This window comes from Streptomyces sp. NPDC046915 (assembly GCF_040644935.1).
Taxonomy (GTDB): domain Bacteria; phylum Actinomycetota; class Actinomycetes; order Streptomycetales; family Streptomycetaceae; genus Streptomyces.
Genome location: NZ_JBEYXB010000003.1, coordinates 50,190 through 71,502, shown reverse-complemented (window position 1 = coordinate 71,502; position 21,313 = coordinate 50,190). Strand labels below are relative to the sequence as shown.

Below are 21,313 nucleotides of genomic sequence, written 5' to 3'. Positions count from 1 at the left end.
GGTGACAAGGGCCGACGGAAAATTGGTTTAGACCTATCTGTGCATCCGCTCTTGTAACGCCTTTCACGCCCCGGCCCAAGTACAGATGAACCGCCACCGACGACGAGGGGAAGACCGAGTGGAAGTGACACGGGGCGGGCCGGCTGCGGCGGCTCGCGACCCACAGCTCTTCGAAGATTTCTACCGGCGCCATGTGGATGCGGTGACGTCTTTCGTGGCCCGGCGTGTCGCCGACGCCCACACGGTGGCCGACCTGACGGCCGAGGTCTTCCTCGCGGTCCTGGACTCGGCCCACACCTACCGACCGTCCCGCGGCAGCGAGACCGCCTGGCTCTACGGCATCGCCCGCAACGTGGTCTCCGGCGAGTACCGCCGCGTCGCCCGTGAGACCGAGCGCGTCCGGCGCATCTCGGGGCGGCGGCTGCTGGAGGGCGACGACATCGCCCGCCTCGAGGACAAGCTCGACGCGGAGAGCCCGGGCCGCCGCGCCCTGGACGCGTTGAAGCGCCTCCCCGAGGGGGAGCGGGCCGTCATGGAACTGATCGCGGTCGATCAGCTCACGGTCACCGAGGCCGCCGCCGCGCTCGGCATCCGCCAGGTCACCGCCCGCGTACGGCTCCACAGGGCCCGCAAGTCCCTGCGCACGGAGTCCTTGCGCACGGAGGCGGAACCGCCCGCCCCGGCCCCCCGGGGCACGTCACTGTCATACGTCAACGGAGGAACCGAGGGAGAGGCATGACCACAAAGGCGATGTTCGAGGACCGGCTGTTGGCGCAGTTGCAGGCGGAGATCGAGCGACGTGAGGTCGGCGCACGGCGGGAGCACGCCGCGGGCGAGCGCATCGGCCGGACCGAAGCGCCCGCTCCGGGCCGTCCGCTGTTCACCCGCCGCCGTCTCGCCCTCGCCGCCGGGGCCTGCGCGGTCGCCGGGCTCGCGATGGTGCTGGTCCCCGGCTCTCCGGCCGACTCACCGGCGTACGCGGTGGACCGCCACCAAGACGGCACCGTCACCTTCAGCCTGCTGAAGATCGGCATCGGCCCGGCGGGCCAGCGCGAACTCGCCGAACGGCTGCGTGCCGACGGCATCCACGTCACCATCGACGACCTGACGTACGGCCACCAGTGCGCGCAGCCACGCGGCGAGCTGCTGTCGAACACGTTGGTTCGGGGCTACATCGGGAAGCCGCCCAAGGAGGGCTCCGTCCCGACCGGCGAGCCCGACCCGGGGCACATCATGAAGGTCACCCTGCACCCCGGCGACTCCCTGGCGATCGAGAACCTCAGCCAGAAGAACCCCAAGGCGACGCCGAGCGAGATGTTCTACGCGGTCAAGGGCAAGATCGCACCCTGCGAACCGGAGTCCGTCGGCTAGACAGACCCCGAGCCCCTCCGCGGGCGGCCCCACGGGGGAGGCCGTCCGCGGCGGGAGCGGGTCACGCCGACAGGTCCGCCTCCCGCACACGGTCGAACAGCTCGTCCCCGCTCGCTCCGTCGAGCAGGTACGCCTGGGCCTCGCCCACGTGGAAGTACATCCCGTGCAACTCCAGTACTCCGTCCCGCAGAGCTCGCGCGACCGACTCGTGCGCACGCAGGTGCTCCAGTTGCTGGACCACGTTGGTCAGGCCGAGCTGCTCCACCGCGTCCGCGGCGGACCGGCCGGCCAGCCGTGCTCCGGGACGGGTGCCGTCGCCCATGCGCTCCAGGCTCGGCAGCCCGTGCCGGAGCCACCGCCTCAGCGGTGTCCGCGCGCCGCCCGGCTCGGATTCGAGCAGCGCCTGCATGGCCCCGCATCCGGAGTGCCCGCACACCGTGATGGAGCGCACCTTCAGCACGTCCACCGCGTACTCGATGGCGGCCGCCACCGAGTCGTCGCCTCTCTCCTCGCCCGGCAGCGGGACCAGGTTGCCGACATTGCGCACGACGAAGAGGTCGCCCGGACCACTGGAGGTGATCATCGAGGTGACGAGCCGCGAGTCGGCGCAGGTGAGGAAGAGCTGGGACGGCCGCTGCCCCTCCCGCGCCAGCCGCGCCAGCTCGCCCCGCACCAGGGGCGCGGTGTCGCGCTGGAACGCGCTGATGCCGCGTGCCAGGTCGTGTCTGCGGTCGTGTCCGTCGTCGTCTCTGCGGTCGTGTCTCTCGTCGTGTTGTCCGTCGTCCGGTCTGCCGTCCGTGCCGTCGGGTCTGGATCCGCGGTGTTCGGACGTGGCGGTCCGGACGCCGCCCCGCCGGCCGGTCAGTTCGGCGGAGCCGCCCTGCGCGGTGTGTGCGTGTTGCCAGTCCTGCAGTGACTCGTACGCCGCGTGGTCCATGAACGAACCGTCCAACTCCACGACGGCGTGGGCGCCTTGGGGTACGAGATGCAGGGCCCGGCTGAGCCGGGGAACCGCGAGGAACGTCAGCTGGCCTCTTGCGTGGATGTGATGGACTCCTCCCTTCTCTTCGTGCGTGATACGGGTGCGGGTGAGGCGGTGCAGGGCGACGGCGACGGCCATGGCGACCCCGGACAGCACCCCTTCCAGGACACCCAGGACGACCACGCCGAGGGTGGTGGCGGCGTACACCAGGACCTCGCGGTGGCGGGTCACCGTGCGGATGTGGTGCAGGGACACCATCTGGATGCCGACGGCCATCACCAGGGCGGCGAGTGAGGCGAGCGGGATGAGCTCCAGGATCGGGACCATCAGCAGCGCGGCGACTACTACGAGAACGCCGTGCAGCATCGTGGAGTTCCGGCTCACGGCGCCGTTCTGAACATTCGCCGAGCTCCGCACGGCCACCCCCGCGACCGGTAGCCCGCCGAGCGCCCCGGAGACGATGTTGGCGGAACCCTGGCCCAGTAGCTCCCGGTCCAGATTCGAGCGGCCGACGCGGGCCTGCGGACCGGGGCGTCCGGCGACCATCTTGTCCACGGCGACCGCCCCGAGCAGCGACTGCACGCTGCACACCAGGGTGGTGGTCAGCACGGCGGCGGCGACGCCGAGTACCGGTCCCTCGGGCAGCCCCGCCAGGGCATGGCTGCGCCAGGACGGCAGGTCGACCCTGGGCAGCGTCAGCCCGGTGAGCGAGGCGGTCGCGGTGGCCCCGGCGACGGCGACGAGCGCGGCCGGGATCCCGCGCAGCAGACGGCCGGGGCGGCCGGGCAGCCTCGGCCAGGCCAGCAGCAGGGTCAGCGTCAGCGCGCTCATCGTGACGGCGGCAGGCCGTAGCTGGACCAACTGCCCCGGCAGGGCGCGGACATTGTCGAGGACGGAACTGTGCGGGCTGCCGCCGAGCACGATGTGCAGTTGGGCGACGGCGATGGTGACGCCGATGCCGGCGAGCATGCCGTGCACCACGGCCGGGCTCACGGCGAGCGCCGAGCGTGCCACGCGCAGGCAGCCCAGGCCGAGTTGGGCGAGACCGGCGAGGACGGTGATGCCGCACGTCGCCCGCCATCCGTAGCGGCCGATCAAGTCGGCCGTGACGACGGTGAGTCCGGCGGCGGGGCCGCTGACCTGGAGCGGGCAGCCGCCCAGCCGCCCGGCGACGATCCCGCCGACGGCGGCGGCGACCAGCCCGGCCTGGAGCGGGGCGCCTGTGGCGAGGGCGATGCCGAGTGACAGGGGCAGGGCGATCAGGAAGACGGCGATCGACGCGGACACGTCGGCGCCGGCGACGCGGAAGCGGTGGGGCGGACTGTGCGGCTGGTGGGGGCGCTCGGTCCGCGTCGGGGTCTGGGGCTGGGTGGGTGCGCAGGCTGACATGTTTCCCGTCTCCTCCGGGGCAGCGCGGTCGCGGAACTCGTCGCGGCCGTGGGTCACGGCGTGCAGTGGCGGGATGGATCAACGAATGAATCAACTATCGGTAAATGAACCGTAATGCAGAGTAAAGATCAGGCATGGACTTTTGGCGCAATTGGCGCATTAGTTCACTCGCCCGAGTGATGCGAGCTTTTTATCGGCTTGTCGTATTAATTCCTTTCTCGGCCTCGTGCGACCTTGGCGGCACTGTCGGCAAACCCAGCAGATCGCCACAAAACGCCCTCGTCAGCGTTTGCCTGAGAGAAGGAAGAAGGTGGGCGGAACATGGCCGCCACCCAGAGGATCGCCGCGGGAGCCATGGCCGCCGCGGCCTGTGCCGCGTCGCTGGCCGGTTGCGCCGGCGGCTCCAGCGGTTCGAAGGAAGGGGCGCCCGGCCCGCAGAAGGGAGCACCACCGCCCAACAGCGTGCTCCAGCTGATCGGCGACGGCTCCACCGCGTACACCGGATCACAGCCGCATCTGCCCAGACCCGAGCGGCTCGAACCCGGTCAGAAGCCTCCCCAGTTCGTGGTCTTCTCCTGGGACGGCGCGGGCGAGGACAGCCAGAAGCTGTTCTCCCACTTCCGCGGCGTCGCCAAGGCCAACAACGCGACGATGACGTACTTCCTCAGCGGGGTGTACCTGCTGCCGAAGGAGAAGCGCGACCTCTACACGCCGCCGCAGCACCCTCCGGGCAGCTCCGAGATCGGCTTCAACGACGAGCAGGGCATCGCCGACACCGTCACGCAACTGCGCCTGGCCTGGGAGGAGGGCAATGAGATCGGCACCCACTTCAACGGCCACTTCTGCGGCGAGAACGGCGGGGTCGGCAAGTGGTCGGTGGCGGAGTGGAAGAGCGAGATCGCCCAGGCCAAGCAGTTCGTGAAGACCTGGAGGACCAACACCGGAATGACGAAGGAGGCTCCGCTGCCCTTCGACTACGACAAGGAGCTCATCGGCGCCCGCACCCCCTGCCTGGAGGGGCAGAAGAACTTCATGAAGGCGGCCCGCGAGCTCGGCTTCCGCTATGACACCAGCGGGGTCGACAACCAGGTCTGGCCGAAGAAGAAGCACGGCCTGTGGGATCTGTCGATGCAGCTCGTGCCCTTTCCCGGGCATTCCTACGAGCAGTTGACCATGGACTACAACTTCATGGTCAACCAGTCCGGCACCTCGACCCAGGGTGACCCGGCCAAGTACGACTACTGGGGCGCCCAGATGCGCGACGGCCTGCTCAAGGGCTTCTACCGCGCCTACGACGGCAACCGCGCCCCCCTGATCATCGGCAACCACTTCGAGTCCTGGAACGGCGGCACCTACATGCGCGCCATCGACGAGGTGGTCGAGCAGGTGTGCAACAAGCCCGAGGTGCGCTGCGTCTCCTTCCGGCAACTCGCCGACTGGCTGGACGCCCAGGACCCGCAGGTGCTGGCCAGGCTGCGCACCCTGAAGGTGGGCGAGGCCCCCAGGCAGGGCTGGGCGTCCTTCCTGTCGGGCCGCACCGCCCCGGCCCCGAAGGGAGTGCCGGGGGCGCCGGCGGTCCCGCAGTGAGTACCGGAGCGGTCGCCGTCAGGCGGATGCGGCGACCGCCTCGCTGAGCACGAAGGCGGGGTCGACCTGCGCCGCCAGGTCGGCCCCGGTGCGCTCGTTGCCCCAGGAGTGCGCGTTCCTCAGGTGGAAGTGCACCATCTGGCGCGTGTACCGCTCCCAGTCCCGCAGCTCGTACGTCGCGTCGGCGGCGCTCCGAAGGGTGCGCAGGGCGCGGCTGTTGGCCTCCTCCAGGAGCTCGAACCGGGGCGGCCGGCCCTTCTCCATCGCGCGCACCCAGTCCGAGTGCCCGACGGCCACCAGCAGGTCGTCTCCGACCTCCGCGCGCAGGAAGTCGAGGTCGTCCGGGCCCTGCACCTTGTTGCCGACGACCTTCAGCGTGACGCCGAAGTCGCGGGCGTACTCCTTGTACTGGCGATAGACGGAGACCCCCTTCCGGGTCGGCTCGGCGACGAGGTACGTGATGTCGAAGCGGGTGAACATGCCGGAGGCGAAGGAGTCCGAGCCCGCGGTCATGTCGACCACGACGTACTCGTCGCAGCCGTCGATCAGGTGGTTCAGGAACAGCTCCACCGCTCCCGTCTTGGAGTGGTAGCAGGCGACCCCCAGGTCGGCGTCCGTGAAGGAGCCCGTGACCATCAAACGGACGGCGCCGCCGTCGAGTTCCACCGGTCGTGCGCAGGCGTCGTACACCGGGTTGGGTTCGCGCACCCGCAGCAGTCGCGATCCCTCGCCGGGCGGGGTCGTCTTGATCATCGTCGCGGCGGAGGCGATGCGCGGGTTGTTGCCGCGCAGATGGTCCTTGATCAGAGACAGCCGCTCGCCCATGGCGGGCAGCGCGGCCGCCTGCGCGTCGTCGAGGCCGAGAGCGGCGCCGAGGTGCTGGTTGATGTCGGCGTCGATGGCGACCACCGGCGCGCCGGCCGCCGTGAGATGGCGGATGAACAGGGAGGACAGAGTGGTCTTGCCGCTGCCGCCCTTCCCGACGAAAGCAATTTTCATGTTCACCAAGAGTAGTCGTGTCATGGCTCTGAGTGGTGGGAGGGTGAAGAAGACCACTCCTTCGTGGGGCGCGGCGCCGGGGTGCGTAGGGTCGTACTCATGAGTACGACAGGCGCGTCCGCCGATCCGCTCGCGACCCTGGGCTCGCTGCCCGGTGTGGCCGAGTCCGTGGAGTCCGTGCGCAAGGCCGTGGACCGGGTCTACGGGCACAGGGTCATGCGCCGCCGCAGCAACGCGATCACCTCCGAAGCGGCACTGCGCGGCGCCCGTGGCTCCGCGGCGCTGTCCGGTGCCGACTGGGCCCTGGAGGAGGTGCGCCGACGCACCGACTTCAGCGGCGACGACGAGGCGCGCGTGGTGGGCGCGTCCCTGCGGCTGACCGCGGAGGCGGGCCAGCTGCTGTCCATCTGGCGGCAGTCGCCCCTGCGGGTGCTGGCCCGGCTGCATCTGGTCGCCGCGGCGGGCAAGACTGACGAGCTCGGCCGGCCGCGCCAGGCGGGCGAGCCGGTCGACGAGCCGCTGGTCGAGCTGCCGCTGCCGGACGCGGCGGAGGTGTCCGGGCGGCTGGAAGGTCTTTCCCAGCTGATCATCGCGGGCGGTTCCGCACCCGCGCTGGTGACGGCCGCGGTCGTGCACGGCGAGCTGCTCGCGCTGCGCCCCTTCGTGTCCCACAACGGCCTGGTCGCGCGCGCGGCCGAGCGGATCGTCCTGATCGGCAGCGGCCTGGACCCGAAGGCGGTCTGCCCTGCCGAGGTGGGTCACGCCGAACTGGGCCGCGCCGCGTACCTGGCGGCCCTGGACGGCTATGTCTCCGGAACGCCGGAGGGCATGGCGGCCTGGATCGTCCACTGCGGCAGGGCGGTGGAGCTGGGCGTGCGGGAGTCGACGGCGGTGTGCGAGGCGCTTCAGCGCGGGGCGGCCTGACGGGAGCCTGACGTGAAAAGGGCCCCTTCGAAGGGGCCCGAACAGGGTTGCGGCGGTACGAGTGCTCGTACCGCCGCTGGCATGACCACCGGGTTACCAAGCGTCCTCGATATGTTGCCCATCAGGTCGGGAGCTTTGCCCGTCACCTGGTGCGGCTGGCCCGTAATCGACGGGTCGACGTCGCGTGGGTGCCCGATCTTCATGCTCGGTCCGTGGGGCCAAATGCGTTCTAAAGGTGATCCTCTCGGATGTCCTTCGGTCTCGCGGGCCGTTAAGTCCTTTGTACTGCAAGCCCGGAGCAAGTGGAACCCCTGCCCACCGTTCTTTGCTTTTAGGTCAAAAACGGTCACAAATGGTTCAGATCGCTGAGCTGCGGCGCCGGGCGGCGTACCAGACGAGGCCTGCGGTGGCCACCGCTCCTATCGCCGCGGCCGCGACCAGCGTCGGTCTCGGCGGTACGGACAGTGTGGGCAGTCGCTTCTTGAGTCGCACCGGCCGGTGGAAGTCCAGGATGGGCCACCCACGCGCGAGTGCCTCGCGGCGCAGGGCGCGGTCGGGGTTCACGGCGTGCGGATGGCCGACGGCCTCGAGCATCGGCAGGTCGGTCGCCGAGTCGCTGTAGGCATAGCAGCGGGCGAGGTCGTACCCTTCCGACTCGGCCAGCTCCCTGACCGCCTCCGCCTTCGTGGGGCCGTAGGCGTAGTACTCCACCTCGCCGGTGAAGCAGCCGTCGTCGCCCACGACCATCCGGGTGGCCACCACCCGGTCCGCCCCGAGCAGCTCGCCGATCGGCTCGACCACCTCGGCGCCCGACGTGGAGACGATCACCACGTCGCGTCCGGCCGTGTGGTGCCTCTCTATGAGGGAGGCGGCCTCGTCGTAGATGATCGGGTCGATCAGGTCGTGCAGGGTCTCGGCGACGAGCTCCTTCACCTGCTGCACGTTCCAGCCGCGGCACAGCGTCGACAAGTACTCGCGCATGCGCTCCATCTGGTCGTGGTCGAGTCCGCCGACCAGGAAGACGAACTGGGCATATGCGGTACGCAACGCGGCTCGGCGGTTGATCAGGCCACCTTGGTAGAACGACTTGCTGAACGTGAGTGTGCTCGACTTCGCAATGACCGTCTTGTCCAGGTCGAAGAAGGCCGCTGTGCGGGGCAAGGAGTGGTTTTCCACGACCCTGAGCATAGGCGCCCACCATTCGGCGTAAGGTGGGGCGCGTGGGTTTGCCTGAGAGGGCTCTCGGGTACACCATGGAAGTCACGGATCGTTCGCGACCGTGCTAACCCGGTCCGACTCCTCCCCCCCCGAGTCGGCCGTGGGGACGACCCCCGCTCTCCCCCCCGGCGGGGGTCGTCGCATGTCCGGGTGGGTTTTCTTCTTCCTTCAAGCGGTTGCCGGACTGTCGGTGTCCGATGGCGGCCGCCGTCTCTGCATGTCCATGATTGGTTACTCTCGGTAGTCGATAGGGTGCTCTGCGGAAGTCGAAGCGGGGCCGGTTACAGCGGTCACCGGTATGAGTGATGGCGATATTCACAACCGCTGAGTTGTCCACAGTTTTCCACCAAGATCCACACGATTTCCGGGATCGCTGCACCGTGATTCCAGCGCGCTCCGACCGAGGCGAGTTCATGGCCGGTTCTGTTTGTCGGAGCGTCTTTGGCCGGTTTGTATCGGTCGCTCATATGGAGGCCGCTTGCCGGTTCTTCACACGTTTGGGAATCGCGTGGCCGCAGGGGACTGCGCGCACGACGCGGCGAAGGGGGAACACGCCATGGCCAAGACCGCCACCCATGATCCACAGCCCGCCACCGCCGGGCAGCCACTGATCATCACCGAGGACGCCGAACTCCTCGACGACCTGTTGCGCCTGTGCGCGGCGGCCGGAGCCACACCCGAGGTCCATCACGGTGTACCGGAACGCGGAGGCGGCTGGGAGGCGGCCCCGCTCGTCCTGGTCGGCGACGACGCGGCGCACCGCGTCCGCGGAGCCGCCCGCCGGCAGGGGGTGGTACTCGTCGGCCGCGACCAGGACGACGCCGGCGTCTGGAAACGGGCCGTCCAGATCGGCGCCGACAACGTCCTCATGCTCCCCGAGGGCGAGCAGTGGCTGGTCGACCGTATCGCCGACGTCGCCGAGGGCGTGGGCCGCCCGGCGCTGACCGTCGGTGTCATCGGCGGCCGAGGCGGGGCCGGCGCGTCCACGCTGGCCTGCGCCCTGGCCGTCACCTCCGCGCGCGAGGGCCTGCGCACCCTGCTCGTCGACGCCGATCCGCTCGGCGGCGGACTCGACGTACTCCTCGGCGGAGAAAGCGCCGACGGGCTGCGCTGGCCCGCCTTCGCCGCCTCACGCGGCCGGGTCGGCGGCGGCGCCCTGGAGGAGTCGCTGCCCCGGCTGCACTCCCTGAGGGTGCTCAGCTGGGACCGCGGCGACTGCGTCGCCATCCCGTCCCAGGCCGTGCGAGCGGTGCTCGCCGCAGCCCGGCGACGCGGGGGCACCGTCGTCGTCGACCTGCCGCGCCGCCTGGACGACGGGGTCGCCGAGGCGCTCGCCCAGATCGACCTCGCGCTCCTCGTCGTGCCCGCCGAACTGCGTGCCGTCGCGGCGGCCGGACGGGTGGCGTCCGCCGTCGGCATGGTCCTGCGCGATCTCAGAGTGGCGGTACGCGGGCCGTACGCACCCGGACTCGACGACCGCGGGGTGGCCCGGCTGCTCGGCCTGCCGCTGGTCGGCGAGGTGCCCGTCGAACCAGGGCTGCTGCGCCCGAACGACGGCGGCAAACCACCCGGCGCGGCCGGTCGCGGGCCGCTGGCGCGCTTCTGCACGCGGTTCTGGGAGCAGGCCCTGGTGGAGGCGGGTGGCGTATGAACGCGTTTCCCCAGCTCGAACGGGTGGACTCCCCGGCGCTGCTCGACGGGGTGCGACGGTGGCTGGCCGAGAGCGGAGCAGAACCGACACCCGCGCGCGTGGCGCAGGCGCTGCGAGAACAGGGCCGGGTCCTCGGCGACGCCGAAGTCCTTGGAGCCGCCGCCGAGTTGCGGTCCGAGCTGGTGGGCAGCGGGCCGCTGGAGCCACTGCTCGCCGACCCGTCGGTCACCGACGTCCTGGTGTCGGCCCCGGACCGGGTGTGGGTGGACCGCGGCGGCGGACTGGAGCTCACCGGCGTGACCTTCCCCGACGCGGCGGCCGTACGGCGCCTCGCGCAGCGGCTGGCCGCCGTGGCCGGACGCCGGCTCGACGACGCCCGCCCCTGGGCCGACGCCCGGCTGCCCGACGGAACCCGGCTGCACGCGGTGCTGCCCCCGGTGGCCGTCGGCTGTACCTGTCTGTCCCTGCGGGTGGTACGGCCCCGGGCGTTCACACTCGACGAACTGGTCACCGCGGGCACGGTGCCGCCCGGCGGGGACCGGATCCTGCGGGCGCTGCTGCGGGCACGGCTGTCCTTCCTGGTCAGCGGCGGGACGGGCAGCGGCAAGACGACGCTGCTGAGCGCGCTGCTCGGACTGGTCGGACCCGGCGAACGGATCGTGCTCGCCGAGGACTCCGCGGAACTGCGACCGGACCACCCGCATGTCGTACGGCTGGAGACCAGACCCGCCAACCAGGAGGGCGCGGGCCTGGTCACCCTCGAGGACCTGGTGCGCCAAGCGCTGCGGATGCGACCCGACCGGCTCGTCGTGGGCGAGGTCCGCGGCCCCGAGGTGGTGCACCTGCTGGCCGCGCTGAACACGGGGCACGAAGGCGGCTGCGGCACGGTCCACGCCAACGCCGCGGCGGACGTCCCGGCCCGCCTGGAGGCGTTGGGGACGGCCGCCGGGCTCGACCGGGCCGCGCTGCACAGCCAGTTGGCGGCCGCGCTGTCGGTGGTACTGCACCTCGTGCGGGACCGGGCCGGCCGGCGCCGCATCTCCGAGATGCACGTGCTGGAGCGGGACCCCTCCGGGCTGGTGCGGACGGTGCCGGCGCTGAGCTGGGGCCCGGAGGCCTTCGCGCGGGAGCGGGGATGGGAGCGGCTGCGCGGGCTGCTGCGAAGTGACGTCGAAGGCGAACCGGGTGGCGGGGCGAACGGCCACGGTGACGGAGGAGGCGAGGGAGATGGGTGAGGTATCGACGGGTGAGGTGGCCATGGGCGCCGCTCTGGCGTGCGTCGGAGCGGCGGCGTGGCTGACGGGCGGACGGCACTACGGCGCGCGGCGGGCGCGGCTGCTGCTCGCGGGCGGCGGAGTGGTGGGGTCCGGTCCGCCGTCCGTCCGGCAGATCGTCGGTGAACTTCGGCGGCTGGGCGGCCGGTTGCGGGGCGAGTGGTGGGCGCTGGTCTCCGGGCTGGTGCTGGCGCTGCTGGGTGCCTCGGTCGTTCCGGTCGTCGCGGGGGCGGCCGGGGTCGCGGTGCTGCGCCGGCTTCGGCTGGCCAGAGAGGCACGGCGGGCACGTGAGCGGCTCGGGGACGCGGTGATCGCGCTGTGCGGTGCGCTCGCGGGGGAGGTGCGCGCCGGACGGCAGCCGGGTGAGGCGCTGTTGTACGCCGCGCGGGACTCCGGCGGGCTCGGCGAGGCGCAGGCGACCGTGCTCGCGGCGGCGAGGTTCGGCGGCGACGTACCGGGCGCGCTCGCGGGGGCGGCCCGGCAGCCGGGCGCCGAGGGGCTGCTGGGACTCGCGGCCTGCTGGCGGGTGGCTGTGGACCAGGGTGCCGGGCTCGCGGCGGGCCTCGACCGGCTCGACGCGGCGCTGCGTGCCGAACGGGACCAGCGCGTCGACCTGCGCGCCCAGTTGGCCGGGGCGCGGGCCACGGCGGTGATGCTCGCCGCGCTGCCGGTCCTCGGTCTCCTGCTCGGTACGGCCATGGGCGCCGACCCTCTGCACGTGCTGCTGCACAGCGGGGCGGGGATGGGATGTCTGCTGGTCGGCGGCCTCCTGGAGGCCGCCGGGCTGTGGTGGTCGGCGCGGATCGTGCGCGCGGCGGAGGCGGTATGAGCACCGGATTCGTCCACAGGCTGGGGATGACCGTCTCGGTGGTCGTGGCTCTCGGATGGCTGGTACGGCGACTGGAGATGGCGCGGCGCAAGCGCTGGGCGCGGCGTCGCCTGGCCGAGCTGCTTGCCTTGCGGCCCCCACCCCCGCGGCCGTCCGCGGATGTACGGGGTGCCGTACGGCGATGGCTGCCCATGGCCGGAGTGGTGGCCACCGGGTGGGTGCTGGTCGGTGGCGTCGGCGGGGCCGCGGTGGGCCTGGTGGGCGCGCTGGGGCTGTGGCGGTGGCGGAGCCGGCAGGGGGACGACGCGGGCCGGGCGGTGCGGCTCGACGCTGCGGCGGCCGCCCGCCAACTCCCGCTCGCCGCCGATCTCCTGGCCGCCTGCATCGCGGCCGGAGCGGGGCCGGTGGTCGCCGCCCGGGCCGTGGGCGAGGCCCTCGGAGGCCCCGTCGGGGAGGCGTTGGCACAGGGCGCGGCGGAGGTGCGCCTGGGCGGTGAACCGGCGGACGGCTGGCGCCGGTTGGCCTCGATCCCGGGCGCCGCCGCCCTGGCCCGGCTGCTGGAGCGGGCGGACGAGTCGGGGCTCCCGGCGGCCACACCGGTCGCGCGGCTCGCGGCGGACGCGCGCGCGGACTGGTCGCGGGCCGCGACCGCACGGGCCAGACGGGCGGCCGTTCTGGTCAGCGCGCCGGTGGGGCTGTGCTTCCTGCCCGCCTTCATCGCGGTCGGCGTGCTGCCCGTGGTGATCGGGCTGGCGAGCGGCGTCGTGGGAGGGGGTGGTGGGTGACGGAAGCGGCTGAAGGGATGAGAGCGGCGAAGTGAAGCGACCGGCGAAGTGAAGTAACCGGCGAAGCGATCAGAAGTGGTCGTAGGAACGAACCTCACGGGGTTGAGATGAGCAAGAACACGGGGGTTGGCATGAGCAAGAAGCCGAAGGACATGGGGCGGCGGCTGCGGGCGCGGTGGCGCCGGGACGCGGGCATGGTCACCTCGGAGTACGCCATGGGCATCGTCGCGGCGGTGGGGTTCGCCATGCTGCTCTACGAGGTCGTGACGAGCGGGCAGGTCCGGGCGGAACTGCAGGCCATCGTGAAACGAGCCCTCAGTGCGCGGATGTGAGCGCCGAGGCGGGCGCGCCCGAGGACGAGACCGAGGGCGCGCCCGGCGACGGATGGCGGACGGCGGGTTCGTGACCGCGGAGGCGGCCGTGGTGCTGCCGGTGCTGGTGGCGTTCACCATGGCGCTGGTCTGGGGGCTGCTCGTGATGGCCGCGCAGCTCCAGTGCGTGGACGCCGCGCGCACCGGCGCCCGTGCGGCGGCCCGTCAGGACGCCCCGGACGCGGTGGTGGCGGTGGCCCGTGAGGCGGCACCGCAGGGCGCGGAGATCACCGTGGCCCGTGAGGGTGAACAGGTGCGGGTGACGGTCGTGGCGAAGCCGCCGGTGCTGACCGCCCTGCCCTTCGAGGTGCGGGAGGAGGCCGTGGCCGCGGCGGAGGAGGCCGTCGGCGCCGGGGCGGGGGCCACGCCTGCCGGGGCGGGGGCGGGGCCGTGAGAGGCCGCTTCCCGGGCCGCCGCCGCGACTTCTCGGGCCGCGACCGCGACCGGGGATCCGCCACCGTCTGGAGTGTCGTCGCCATCGCCGTGCTGTGCGTGGTCTTCGGCGTCCTCCTCGCCCTCGGGCAGGCCCTCGTCGTCCGGCACCGCGCGGCCGGCGGTGCCGATCTCGCGGCGCTCGCGGCGGCCGACCACTGGGCCGAGGGCACCACGGAGGCCTGCGCCCGGGCCGACCGGGTGGCGCGGGCCCAGGGGGCACGTCTGGTGCGGTGCGCGGTCGTGGGCGAGACCTCGGACGTGACGGCGGCGTCCGGCCGGGAGCCGTTCGCGGCGGAGGTCAGATCGCGGGCGGGGCCTGCGGGACCGGCCTCTCCCGCGGCCTCTCCTCCTCCGGATCCTCTTTCTCCGGATGCTCTTCCTCCGGTTTCTCCTCCGGCGCCCCCCGCAACAGCACCGTGAGCAGCCGCACCGCGCCCCGCTTGTGCAGTGGATCGTTGCCGTTGCCGCACTTGGGGGACTGGATGCAGGACGGGCAGCCGGCGTCGCACTCGCACGAGGCGATGGCCTGGCGGGTGGCGGTGAGCCAGTCGCGGGCGGTGTGGAAGGCGCGCTCGGCGAAACCCGCGCCGCCGGGGTGGCCGTCGTACACGAAGACGGTGGGCAGAAGCGTGTCGGGGTGCAGGGGGACCGAGACCCCGCCGATGTCCCAGCGGTCGCAGGTCGCGAAGAGCGGCAGCATGCCGATCGAGGCGTGCTCGGCGGCGTGCAGGGCGCCGCCGAGGATCTCCGGGTTGATCCGGGCCTCGTCCAGTTGGTCCTCGGTGACCGTCCACCACACCGCGCGCGTGCGCAGCGTCCGAGGAGGGAGGTCGAGTTTCGTCTCGCCCAGCACTTCACCGGTGATGACACGCCGGCGCAGATAGGAGACCACCTGGTTGGTGACCTCCACCGAGCCGTAGCACAGCCGTCCCGCGCCCCAGGGGACCTCGATGTCCGTCTCCAGGACGGAGATCGACGTCGTGTCGCGGGCGACCGTCGAGTACGGCGGGTCGGCCTGCTCGACCAGGGCGACGGAGTCCTCCAGGTCGAGGGAGCGCACCAGGTACGTACGGCCCTGGTGCAGGTGGACAGCGCCCTCGTGCACCGTCGAGTGCGCGGCCGAGGCGTCCACCGTGCCGAGGAGGCGGCCGGTGCCGGCCTCGACGACCTGCACCGGCCGGCCGCCCCCGCCGCGGATGTCGGTCAGGTCGGCGGCCCGCTCCCGGCGGGTCCAGTGCCAGGCCTTCGTACGGCGGCGCAGCAGCTTCGCGGCCTCCAGCTGCGGCAGCAGCTCCGCGCAGGCGGGCCCGAACAGCTCCAGGTCGTCCTCGGTCAGCGGGATCTCCGCGGCGGCCGCGCACAGGTGCGGGGCGAGGACGTACGGGTTGTCGGGGTCGAGGACGGTGGATTCCACCGGTTGGTCGAACAGGGCCTCGGGATGGTGGACCAGGAAGGTGTCCAGCGGGTCGTCGCGGGCGACCAGTACGGCCAGGGCGCCCTGGCCGGAGCGGCCCGCCCGGCCCGCCTGCTGCCACAGGGACGCGCGCGTGCCCGGGTATCCGGCGATCACCACGGCGTCCAGGCCGGAGACGTCCACACCGAGCTCCAGGGCCGTCGTCGCGGCCAGCCCGAGGAGCTCGCCGGAGTGCAGGGCGCGCTCCAGGGCGCGGCGCTCCTCGGGGAGGTAGCCGCCCCGGTAGGCGGCGACACGCCGGGCGAGGGAGCGGTCGACCTCGGCCAGGCGTTCCTGGGCGATCACCGAGATCAGCTCGGCCCCGCGCCGGGAACGTACGAAGGCCACCGAGCGGACGCCCTGCACGGTGAGGTCGGTGAGCAGGTCGGCCGTCTCGGCGGTGGCGGTACGGCGGACCGGGGCGCCCTTCTCGCCGTGCAGCTCGGTCAGCGGGGGCTCCCAGAGGGCGAAGACGAGCTCCCCGCGCGGGGAGGCGTCGTCGGCGACCTCGACCACCGGCAGGCCGGTCAGCCGGCGGGCGGCCACGGACGGCTCGGCGGCGGTCGCCGAGGCCAGCAGGAACACCGGGGAGGCGCCGTAACGGGCGCACAGGCGGCGCAGCCGGCGCAGGACCTGGGCGACGTGGGAGCCGAAGACACCCCGGTAGGTGTGGCACTCGTCGATGACGACGTACTTGAGCGCCTTCAGGAAGGAGGCCCAGCGGGGGTGGGAGGGGAGGATGCCGCGGTGCAGCATGTCGGGGTTGGTCAGGACGTAGTTGGCGTACTGGCGGATCCACTCGCGTTCCTCGAACGGAGTATCGCCGTCGTACACGGCCGGGCGAATCGCGGAAGCCAGCGGTTGTGAAAGTTCCTTCACCGAACGGCACTGGTCGGCCGCGAGGGCCTTGGTCGGGGCCAGGTACAGGGCGGTGGCGCCGCGGCCGTTCGCCGCCTCCGAGCCGGCCAGGAGCGTGGACAGCACGGGGACGAGGTAGGCCAGGGACTTGCCGGACGCCGTACCCGTGGCGACGACCACCGAGTCGCCGTCCAGGGCGTGCTCGGCGGCGAGTGCCTGGTGGGCCCAGGGGTGCTCGATGCCGCACGCCTGTACGGCGGCGAGCACCTCCGAGCGAATTCGATCAGGCCAAACGGCATGGCGACCCGCGCGCGGGGGCAAGTGCTCCGTATGAGTGATGCGCGAGGCCCGGCTCGGTCCCGAGGCGAGCCGGTCCAGGACCTTGCCCGGCGAGAACCGGGACACGGGCTCCGCCGGGGGTCGATCGGTGTGGTGATTCTTGGCCATCGGCACCGAGTGTGTCACTGGCGTGACGGACAATGGAGCCAAGGCGTCGTGCACGCCTGCCGGTAAGTGATTGAATGCCATCGCGGCTGGCGATGCGTCCCGGGGGCCGCAAGCCGAGGTGCCCTAGGGACGACCGCTCGATAGCAAGGTGCTGGAGGATCCGTGGACCTGTCCCTGTCGACCCGTACCGTCGGCGATCGTACGGTCGTCGAGGTCGGTGGCGAAATCGACGTATATACCGCGCCCAAGTTGCGCGAGCAGCTGGTTGAGCTGGTGAACGACGGGAATTTCCATCTCGTCGTCGACATGGAGGGCGTGGACTTCCTCGACTCCACCGGGCTCGGCGTGCTGGTCGGCGGCCTGAAGCGGGTGCGTGCCCATGAGGGCTCGCTGCGCCTGGTCTGCAACCAGGAGCGCATTCTGAAGATCTTCCGCATCACCGGTCTCACCAAGGTGTTCCCGATTCACACCTCGGTCGAGGAAGCGGTGGCGGCAACCGACTGACTCGGGTGACCCGACCGATCTCGGTCACCGGCCGGTCCTGGGCCGACGACACACTGCGGAGCCGCGGAGGCGGCCCGGAGCGTGGCGGCGGATCCGGGCCACCGGCCGGGCCGGGCTGTCGAGGTGCCGCGGGCCAAGGGGTTCCGTGTGCCGTCGACGCGGTCGTCCGGTCGATCCGGTCGGTCCGTTTCCCGGGTGTCGATCACCCGGGCGGAAGAAGTTCATCAGGGGGCTCGGGCTCTCGGCGGCCCGGCCCCCGACCGCAGCCCGATGTTCCGAGGGGGATGCATGGCCACCGTCGAACTCCGCTTCAGCGCGCTGCCCGAGCACGTCAGGACCGCCCGGCTGGTGGCGGCAGCGGTGGCGCGCAGGGCCGGGGTGGACGAGGCCGTCCTCGACGAGGTCCGGCTCGCCGTGGGTGAGGCCTGCTCCCGTGCCGTCGGGCTGCACCAGAGCGTCGGCATCACGGCGCCGGTGAAGGTGGCCTTGATCGAAGAGGAGAAGCAGTTCTCCATCGAGGTCGGCGACGAGGCGCCGCACGCGGTCCCGGGAACGTCCTCCGGAGCCGCGCCGGACGCGGACGTGGAGGCCGACGAGGACGAGATGGGCCTGGCGGTCATCAGCGGCCTCGTCGACGACGTGGAGGTCAGCACCGGCGAGCACGGCGGGCTGATCCGCATGACCTGGCCGACCGCCCCGCCGGCCGTCGCACTCGTCTGAACCAGCCGCATCACCCGAAGGGCCCTGCTCAGCAGGGTCCTTTTGTCATGTCGTCCTGTCTTGCTCTTGACGGACCTTCGGAATTCGTGAATGAATTCACGATCAATCACCCGATAATTGATCAAGCGTCAATGCTTCAAAGGCATTACCGCTTTCGGGTTCCGTGGCGCGATGTCGATCATTTGCTGAAGAGCGGGTGAAGGCCAAATCCGTTTACCGCGCTCTGTTTAGATCAGGTTCCGGTACCTAGAATCCGTCCACATCTTGAGCTCAGCCCAAGCGTCAAGGAGGACGAATGGCGGGGCTTTCTACCCCTCATCAGCTGGACCACCCCACAACCTTCGCAGCCGCAGTCCTGACCGACGACAACCGGATCATCGTGGCGGCCATCGCGGCCGTCGCGGTGGCCGCGCTCTTGGTCGCCGGCGTCCTGGTGCGCCAGGTGCTGGCGGCAGGCGAGGGCACCGAGAGCATGAAGGAGATCGCGGAAGCGGTCCAGGAAGGCGCCAAGGCCTATCTCGGCCGGCAGCTGCGCACGCTCGGCGTATTCGCCGTCCTCGTGTTCTTCCTGCTCATGCTGCTGCCCGCGGACGACTGGAATCAGCGTGCCGGACGGTCGGTGTTCTTCCTGATCGGTGCCGTGTTCTCCGCGGCCACCGGCTATATCGGCATGTGGCTCGCCGTGCGCAGCAATGTACGCGTGGCCGCGGCGGCCCGGGAAGCGACCCCGACGGAGGGTGAGCCGGAAAAGGATCTCACCGCCGTCTCGCACAAAGCCATGAAGATCGCTTTTCGCACAGGCGGCGTCGTCGGCATGTTCACGGTGGGGCTCGGCCTGCTGGGCGCCTCCTGTGTGGTGCTGGTGTACGCGGCCGACGCGCCGAAGGTGCTCGAGGGCTTCGGCCTCGGCGCCGCCCTCATCGCCATGTTCATGCGTGTCGGCGGCGGCATCTTCACCAAGGCCGCCGACGTCGGCGCCGACCTGGTCGGCAAGGTCGAACAGGGCATTCCGGAGGACGATCCGCGCAATGCCGCGACCATCGCCGACAACGTGGGCGACAACGTCGGCGACTGCGCGGGCATGGCGGCCGACCTCTTCGAGTCGTACGCCGTGACCCTGGTCGCCGCGCTGATCCTCGGCAAGGCGGCGTTCGGCGACTCCGGGCTCGCCTTCCCGCTGCTGGTGCCGGCGATCGGCGTGCTCACCGCGATGATCGGCATCTTCGCGGTCGCGCCGCGCCGCGCCGACCGCAGCGGCATGTCCGCGATCAACCGTGGTTTCTTCATCTCCGCGGTGATCTCGCTCGCCCTGGTCGCCATCGCGGTCTTCGTCTATCTGCCCGCCAAGTACGCCGACCTCGACGGCGTCACCGACGCGGCGATCAAGGCCAAGGACGGCGACCCGCGGATCCTCGCCCTGGTCGCGGTGGCCATCGGCATCCTGCTCGCCGCCGTGATCCAGCAGCTCACCGGCTACTTCACCGAGACCAACCGCCGTCCCGTGCGGGACATCGGCAAGACCTCCCTCACGGGCCCGGCCACCGTTGTCCTCTCCGGCATCTCGCTCGGTCTCGAATCGGCCGTCTACACGGCCCTGTTGATCGGACTCGGCGTGTACGGGGCGTTCCTGCTCGGCGGTACGTCGATCATGCTGGCCCTGTTCGCGGTGGCGCTGGCCGGCACCGGCCTGCTCACCACGGTCGGCGTGATCGTCGCCATGGACACCTTCGGGCCGGTCTCCGACAACGCGCAGGGCATCGCCGAGATGTCCGGTGACGTCGAGGGCGCGGGCGCGCAGGTGCTCACCAACCTGGACGCGGTCGGCAACACCACCAAGGCCATCACCAAGGGCATCGCCATCGCCACCGCCGTGCTCGCGGCGTCGGCGCTGTTCGGGTCGTACCGCGACGCCATCACCACCGGCGCGCAGGACGTCGGTGAGAAGCTGTCCGGACCTGGCGCGCCGATGAGCCTGATCATGGACATCTCGCAGCCCAACAACCTGGTCGGCCTGATCGCCGGCGCGGCGGTCGTCTTCCTCTTCTCGGGGCTGGCGATCAACGCGGTGTCGCGGTCGGCGGGTTCCGTGGTGTACGAGGTGCGGCGGCAGTTCCGTGAGCACCCCGGGATCATGGACTTCACCGAGAAGCCGGAGTACGGCAAGGTCGTCGACATCTGCACCAAGGACGCCCTGCGGGAACTCACCACGCCCGGTCTGCTCGCCGTCATGGCGCCGATCTTCATCGGGTTCACGCTCGGCGTCGGGGCGCTCGGCTCGTATCTGGCGGGCGCGATCGGCGCGGGCACGCTGATGGCGGTGTTCCTGGCCAACTCCGGTGGTGCCTGGGACAACGCCAAGAAGCTCGTGGAGGACGGTCACCACGGCGGCAAGGGCAGCGAGGCCCACGCGGCCACGGTGATCGGCGACACGGTCGGCGACCCCTTCAAGGACACCGCCGGTCCCGCGATCAACCCCCTGCTGAAGGTCATGAACCTGGTGTCGTTGCTCATCGCGCCCGCGGTGATCAAGTTCTCCTACGGGGAGGACAAGAACATCGGCGTACGGATCGCGATCGCGGTCCTCGCGCTCATCGTGATCGTCGGCGCGGTCTACATCTCCAAGCGGCGCGGCATCGCCGTGGGGGACGAGGAGGGAAACGCGGAACGGGTGTCCAAGTCGGCTGACCCTGCGGTGGTTTCGTAGGCCGTCTTACAGATGCCCTGCTCAAGGGGCGGGCGGAGGGCGCGCGTTGACGCGCCGTCCGCCCGCTCTCGCGTGTGGGCGCCGCTTCACCGTGAGCCTTCTCTCGATCGTTCAAACAGTGACAATACGGTCTTAACGGATGTTATTACTGGGTGGTCCGCCGTTCGGCGTGTAGATTCCGGGGGCCGAGAGCCGTGGAAGGGACCAAACCGGTGAACAAGAAGCTCGCGGCCGCGCTGTCCGGCGGTGCGGTACTGGCGGTGGCGCTGACGGGATGCAGCAGCGGCGACAAGGGCAACCCCAAGCTGGACGCGTGGGCCAAGCAGGTCTGCGACGCGGTGCCGGCGCAGGACGCCAAGATCAAGGCCGCCAACGCCGCCATCACGAAGACCGCCTCGGACACCTCCAACCCGCCGGCGACCATCCAGAAGACCGACTCCAAGGCCTTCCAGGACATGTCCGACGGCTACAAGGCGCTCGGCGCGGCCATCAGCGGCGCCGGGGCGCCTCCCGGGGTCGACGACGGCACCAAGCGGCAGCAGGCCGCCGTCAAGAACCTCAACGACCTCTCCTCGGCCTACGCCGACCTGAAGAAGAAGGTCGACGCGCTGGACACGAAGAGCCAGGGCAAGTTCGCCACCGGGCTGCACGACATCGCCACCCAGATGACGGATCTGCAGAAGCAGAGCCAGAGCGGCACCGTCGCGTTGCAGGCCCTGGAGCAGGGCGACGTCAAGGACGCCATCGCCAAGCAGGCGAGCTGCAAGAAGGTGTCGACCTCGGATTCGGGGTCGGCGACCGCCGGCTGAGCC

General features: G+C 71.3%; 18 protein-coding genes and 1 pseudogene. 15 read left to right on the top strand and 4 right to left on the bottom strand.

The annotated features are described in order from the left end of the window. Positions 1-85 precede the first annotated feature (85 nt). A complete protein-coding gene (locus ABZ915_RS08445) occupies positions 86-739 on the top strand; it encodes a sigma-70 family RNA polymerase sigma factor (protein ID WP_361797929.1) in 654 nt (217 codons plus the stop codon). Beyond that, positions 736-1,371: a hypothetical protein gene (locus ABZ915_RS08440; protein ID WP_361797926.1), complete on the top strand. Its 636-nt coding sequence runs from the start codon at positions 736-738 to the stop codon at positions 1,369-1,371. The genes ABZ915_RS08445 and ABZ915_RS08440 overlap by 4 nt, the downstream gene beginning before the upstream one ends. Positions 1,372-1,432: 61 nt before the next feature. Here the strand turns inward: ABZ915_RS08440 and ABZ915_RS08435 are convergent, their stop codons facing one another. Beyond that, entirely contained in the window at positions 1,433-3,742 is a 2,310-nt protein-coding gene (locus ABZ915_RS08435) for a SulP family inorganic anion transporter (protein WP_361797923.1), read from the bottom strand. Between the two features lie 321 nt (positions 3,743-4,063). Between ABZ915_RS08435 and ABZ915_RS08430 the strand changes: the two genes are divergently transcribed. After that, positions 4,064-5,329, top strand: coding sequence for a hypothetical protein (locus ABZ915_RS08430; RefSeq protein ID WP_361797920.1), 1,266 nt, complete (start codon positions 4,064-4,066; stop codon positions 5,327-5,329). A gap of 18 nt (positions 5,330-5,347) precedes the next feature. Here the strand turns inward: ABZ915_RS08430 and ABZ915_RS08425 are convergent, their stop codons facing one another. Then, positions 5,348-6,328: an ATP-binding protein gene (locus ABZ915_RS08425; RefSeq protein ID WP_361797917.1), complete on the bottom strand. Its 981-nt coding sequence runs from the start codon at positions 6,326-6,328 to the stop codon at positions 5,348-5,350. A 99-nt stretch (positions 6,329-6,427) separates the two neighbouring features. On the opposite strand from ABZ915_RS08425, the gene ABZ915_RS08420 reads away from it, so the two are divergent. After that, on the top strand, positions 6,428-7,252 hold the full coding sequence (locus ABZ915_RS08420; protein WP_361797914.1) for an oxidoreductase: 825 nt from the start codon (positions 6,428-6,430) through the stop codon (positions 7,250-7,252). 357 nt (positions 7,253-7,609) lie between these two features. Here ABZ915_RS08420 and ABZ915_RS08415 read toward each other — a convergent pair whose 3' ends face one another. After that, positions 7,610-8,440, bottom strand: coding sequence for an HAD-IB family hydrolase (locus ABZ915_RS08415; protein WP_361797911.1), 831 nt, complete (start codon positions 8,438-8,440; stop codon positions 7,610-7,612). Between the two features lie 586 nt (positions 8,441-9,026). Here ABZ915_RS08415 and ssd point away from each other — a divergent pair. The 7 genes and pseudogenes from ssd to ABZ915_RS08380 form a co-directional block, all read left to right on the top strand. Further along, on the top strand, positions 9,027-10,121 hold the full coding sequence (gene ssd, locus ABZ915_RS08410; protein ID WP_361797908.1) for a septum site-determining protein Ssd: 1,095 nt from the start codon (positions 9,027-9,029) through the stop codon (positions 10,119-10,121). After that, positions 10,118-11,356 (top strand): TadA family conjugal transfer-associated ATPase, encoded by a 1,239-nt coding sequence (locus ABZ915_RS08405; protein WP_361797905.1) that lies wholly within the window; start codon positions 10,118-10,120, stop codon positions 11,354-11,356. The genes ssd and ABZ915_RS08405 overlap by 4 nt, the downstream gene beginning before the upstream one ends. After that, positions 11,349-12,224: a type II secretion system F family protein gene (locus ABZ915_RS08400; RefSeq protein ID WP_361797903.1), complete on the top strand. Its 876-nt coding sequence runs from the start codon at positions 11,349-11,351 to the stop codon at positions 12,222-12,224. Before ABZ915_RS08405 ends, ABZ915_RS08400 begins: the two co-directional genes overlap by 8 nt. After that, the gene (locus tag ABZ915_RS08395) at positions 12,221-13,009 is read left to right on the top strand and encodes a type II secretion system F family protein (protein ID WP_361797900.1); all 789 of its coding nucleotides are present in this window, start codon (positions 12,221-12,223) and stop codon (positions 13,007-13,009) included. The genes ABZ915_RS08400 and ABZ915_RS08395 overlap by 4 nt, the downstream gene beginning before the upstream one ends. A gap of 131 nt (positions 13,010-13,140) precedes the next feature. After that, positions 13,141-13,341: a DUF4244 domain-containing protein gene (locus tag ABZ915_RS08390; protein ID WP_361797897.1), complete on the top strand. Its 201-nt coding sequence runs from the start codon at positions 13,141-13,143 to the stop codon at positions 13,339-13,341. A gap of 52 nt (positions 13,342-13,393) precedes the next feature. After that, positions 13,394-13,774 (top strand): TadE family type IV pilus minor pilin, encoded by a 381-nt coding sequence (locus tag ABZ915_RS08385; RefSeq protein WP_361797894.1) that lies wholly within the window; start codon positions 13,394-13,396, stop codon positions 13,772-13,774. Beyond that, a pseudogene (locus ABZ915_RS08380) lies at positions 13,771-14,145 on the top strand (Rv3654c family TadE-like protein); the annotation flags it as partial. The gene ABZ915_RS08385 and the pseudogene ABZ915_RS08380, both read left to right, overlap by 4 nt. On the opposite strand, the gene ABZ915_RS08375 reads toward ABZ915_RS08380, so the two are convergent. Beyond that, positions 14,114-16,654: a DEAD/DEAH box helicase gene (locus tag ABZ915_RS08375; protein ID WP_361797891.1), complete on the bottom strand. Its 2,541-nt coding sequence runs from the start codon at positions 16,652-16,654 to the stop codon at positions 14,114-14,116. The pseudogene ABZ915_RS08380 and the gene ABZ915_RS08375 overlap by 32 nt on opposite strands. An 81-nt stretch (positions 16,655-16,735) precedes the next feature. Between ABZ915_RS08375 and bldG the strand changes: the two genes are divergently transcribed. The 4 genes from bldG (at position 16,736) to ABZ915_RS08355 (ending at position 21,310) form a co-directional block, all read left to right on the top strand. After that, a complete protein-coding gene (gene bldG, locus ABZ915_RS08370; RefSeq protein WP_010986038.1) occupies positions 16,736-17,077 on the top strand; it encodes an anti-sigma factor antagonist BldG in 342 nt (113 codons plus the stop codon). Positions 17,078-17,365: 288 nt separating this feature from the next. Next, entirely contained in the window at positions 17,366-17,797 is a 432-nt protein-coding gene (locus ABZ915_RS08365) for an ATP-binding protein (protein ID WP_361797888.1), read from the top strand. 295 nt (positions 17,798-18,092) lie between these two features. Further along, positions 18,093-20,501 carry a sodium-translocating pyrophosphatase gene (locus ABZ915_RS08360; protein WP_361797885.1) on the top strand — a complete coding sequence of 803 codons (2,409 nt, stop codon included), beginning with the start codon at positions 18,093-18,095 and terminating at the stop codon, positions 20,499-20,501. Between the two features lie 212 nt (positions 20,502-20,713). Then, positions 20,714-21,310 carry a small secreted protein gene (locus ABZ915_RS08355; protein WP_361797882.1) on the top strand — a complete coding sequence of 199 codons (597 nt, stop codon included), beginning with the start codon at positions 20,714-20,716 and terminating at the stop codon, positions 21,308-21,310. The last annotated feature ends 3 nt before the right edge of the window (positions 21,311-21,313 follow it).

Coding starts and splice junctions, on each gene's coding strand:
- ABZ915_RS08445 (WP_361797929.1), top strand. CDS start 86: ATGAACCGCCACCGACGACGAGGGGAAGACCGAGTGGAAGTGACACGG.
- ABZ915_RS08440 (WP_361797926.1), top strand. CDS start 736: ATGACCACAAAGGCGATGTTCGAGGACCGGCTGTTGGCGCAGTTGCAG.
- ABZ915_RS08435 (WP_361797923.1), bottom strand. CDS start 3,742: ATGTCAGCCTGCGCACCCACCCAGCCCCAGACCCCGACGCGGACCGAG.
- ABZ915_RS08430 (WP_361797920.1), top strand. CDS start 4,064: ATGGCCGCCACCCAGAGGATCGCCGCGGGAGCCATGGCCGCCGCGGCC.
- ABZ915_RS08425 (WP_361797917.1), bottom strand. CDS start 6,328: ATGAAAATTGCTTTCGTCGGGAAGGGCGGCAGCGGCAAGACCACTCTG.
- ABZ915_RS08420 (WP_361797914.1), top strand. CDS start 6,428: ATGAGTACGACAGGCGCGTCCGCCGATCCGCTCGCGACCCTGGGCTCG.
- ABZ915_RS08415 (WP_361797911.1), bottom strand. CDS start 8,440: ATGCTCAGGGTCGTGGAAAACCACTCCTTGCCCCGCACAGCGGCCTTC.
- ssd (WP_361797908.1), top strand. CDS start 9,027: ATGGCCAAGACCGCCACCCATGATCCACAGCCCGCCACCGCCGGGCAG.
- ABZ915_RS08405 (WP_361797905.1), top strand. CDS start 10,118: ATGAACGCGTTTCCCCAGCTCGAACGGGTGGACTCCCCGGCGCTGCTC.
- ABZ915_RS08400 (WP_361797903.1), top strand. CDS start 11,349: ATGGGTGAGGTATCGACGGGTGAGGTGGCCATGGGCGCCGCTCTGGCG.
- ABZ915_RS08395 (WP_361797900.1), top strand. CDS start 12,221: ATGAGCACCGGATTCGTCCACAGGCTGGGGATGACCGTCTCGGTGGTC.
- ABZ915_RS08390 (WP_361797897.1), top strand. CDS start 13,141: ATGAGCAAGAAGCCGAAGGACATGGGGCGGCGGCTGCGGGCGCGGTGG.
- ABZ915_RS08385 (WP_361797894.1), top strand. CDS start 13,394: ATGGCGGACGGCGGGTTCGTGACCGCGGAGGCGGCCGTGGTGCTGCCG.
- ABZ915_RS08375 (WP_361797891.1), bottom strand. CDS start 16,654: ATGGCATTCAATCACTTACCGGCAGGCGTGCACGACGCCTTGGCTCCA.
- ABZ915_RS08365 (WP_361797888.1), top strand. CDS start 17,366: ATGGCCACCGTCGAACTCCGCTTCAGCGCGCTGCCCGAGCACGTCAGG.
- ABZ915_RS08360 (WP_361797885.1), top strand. CDS start 18,093: ATGGCGGGGCTTTCTACCCCTCATCAGCTGGACCACCCCACAACCTTC.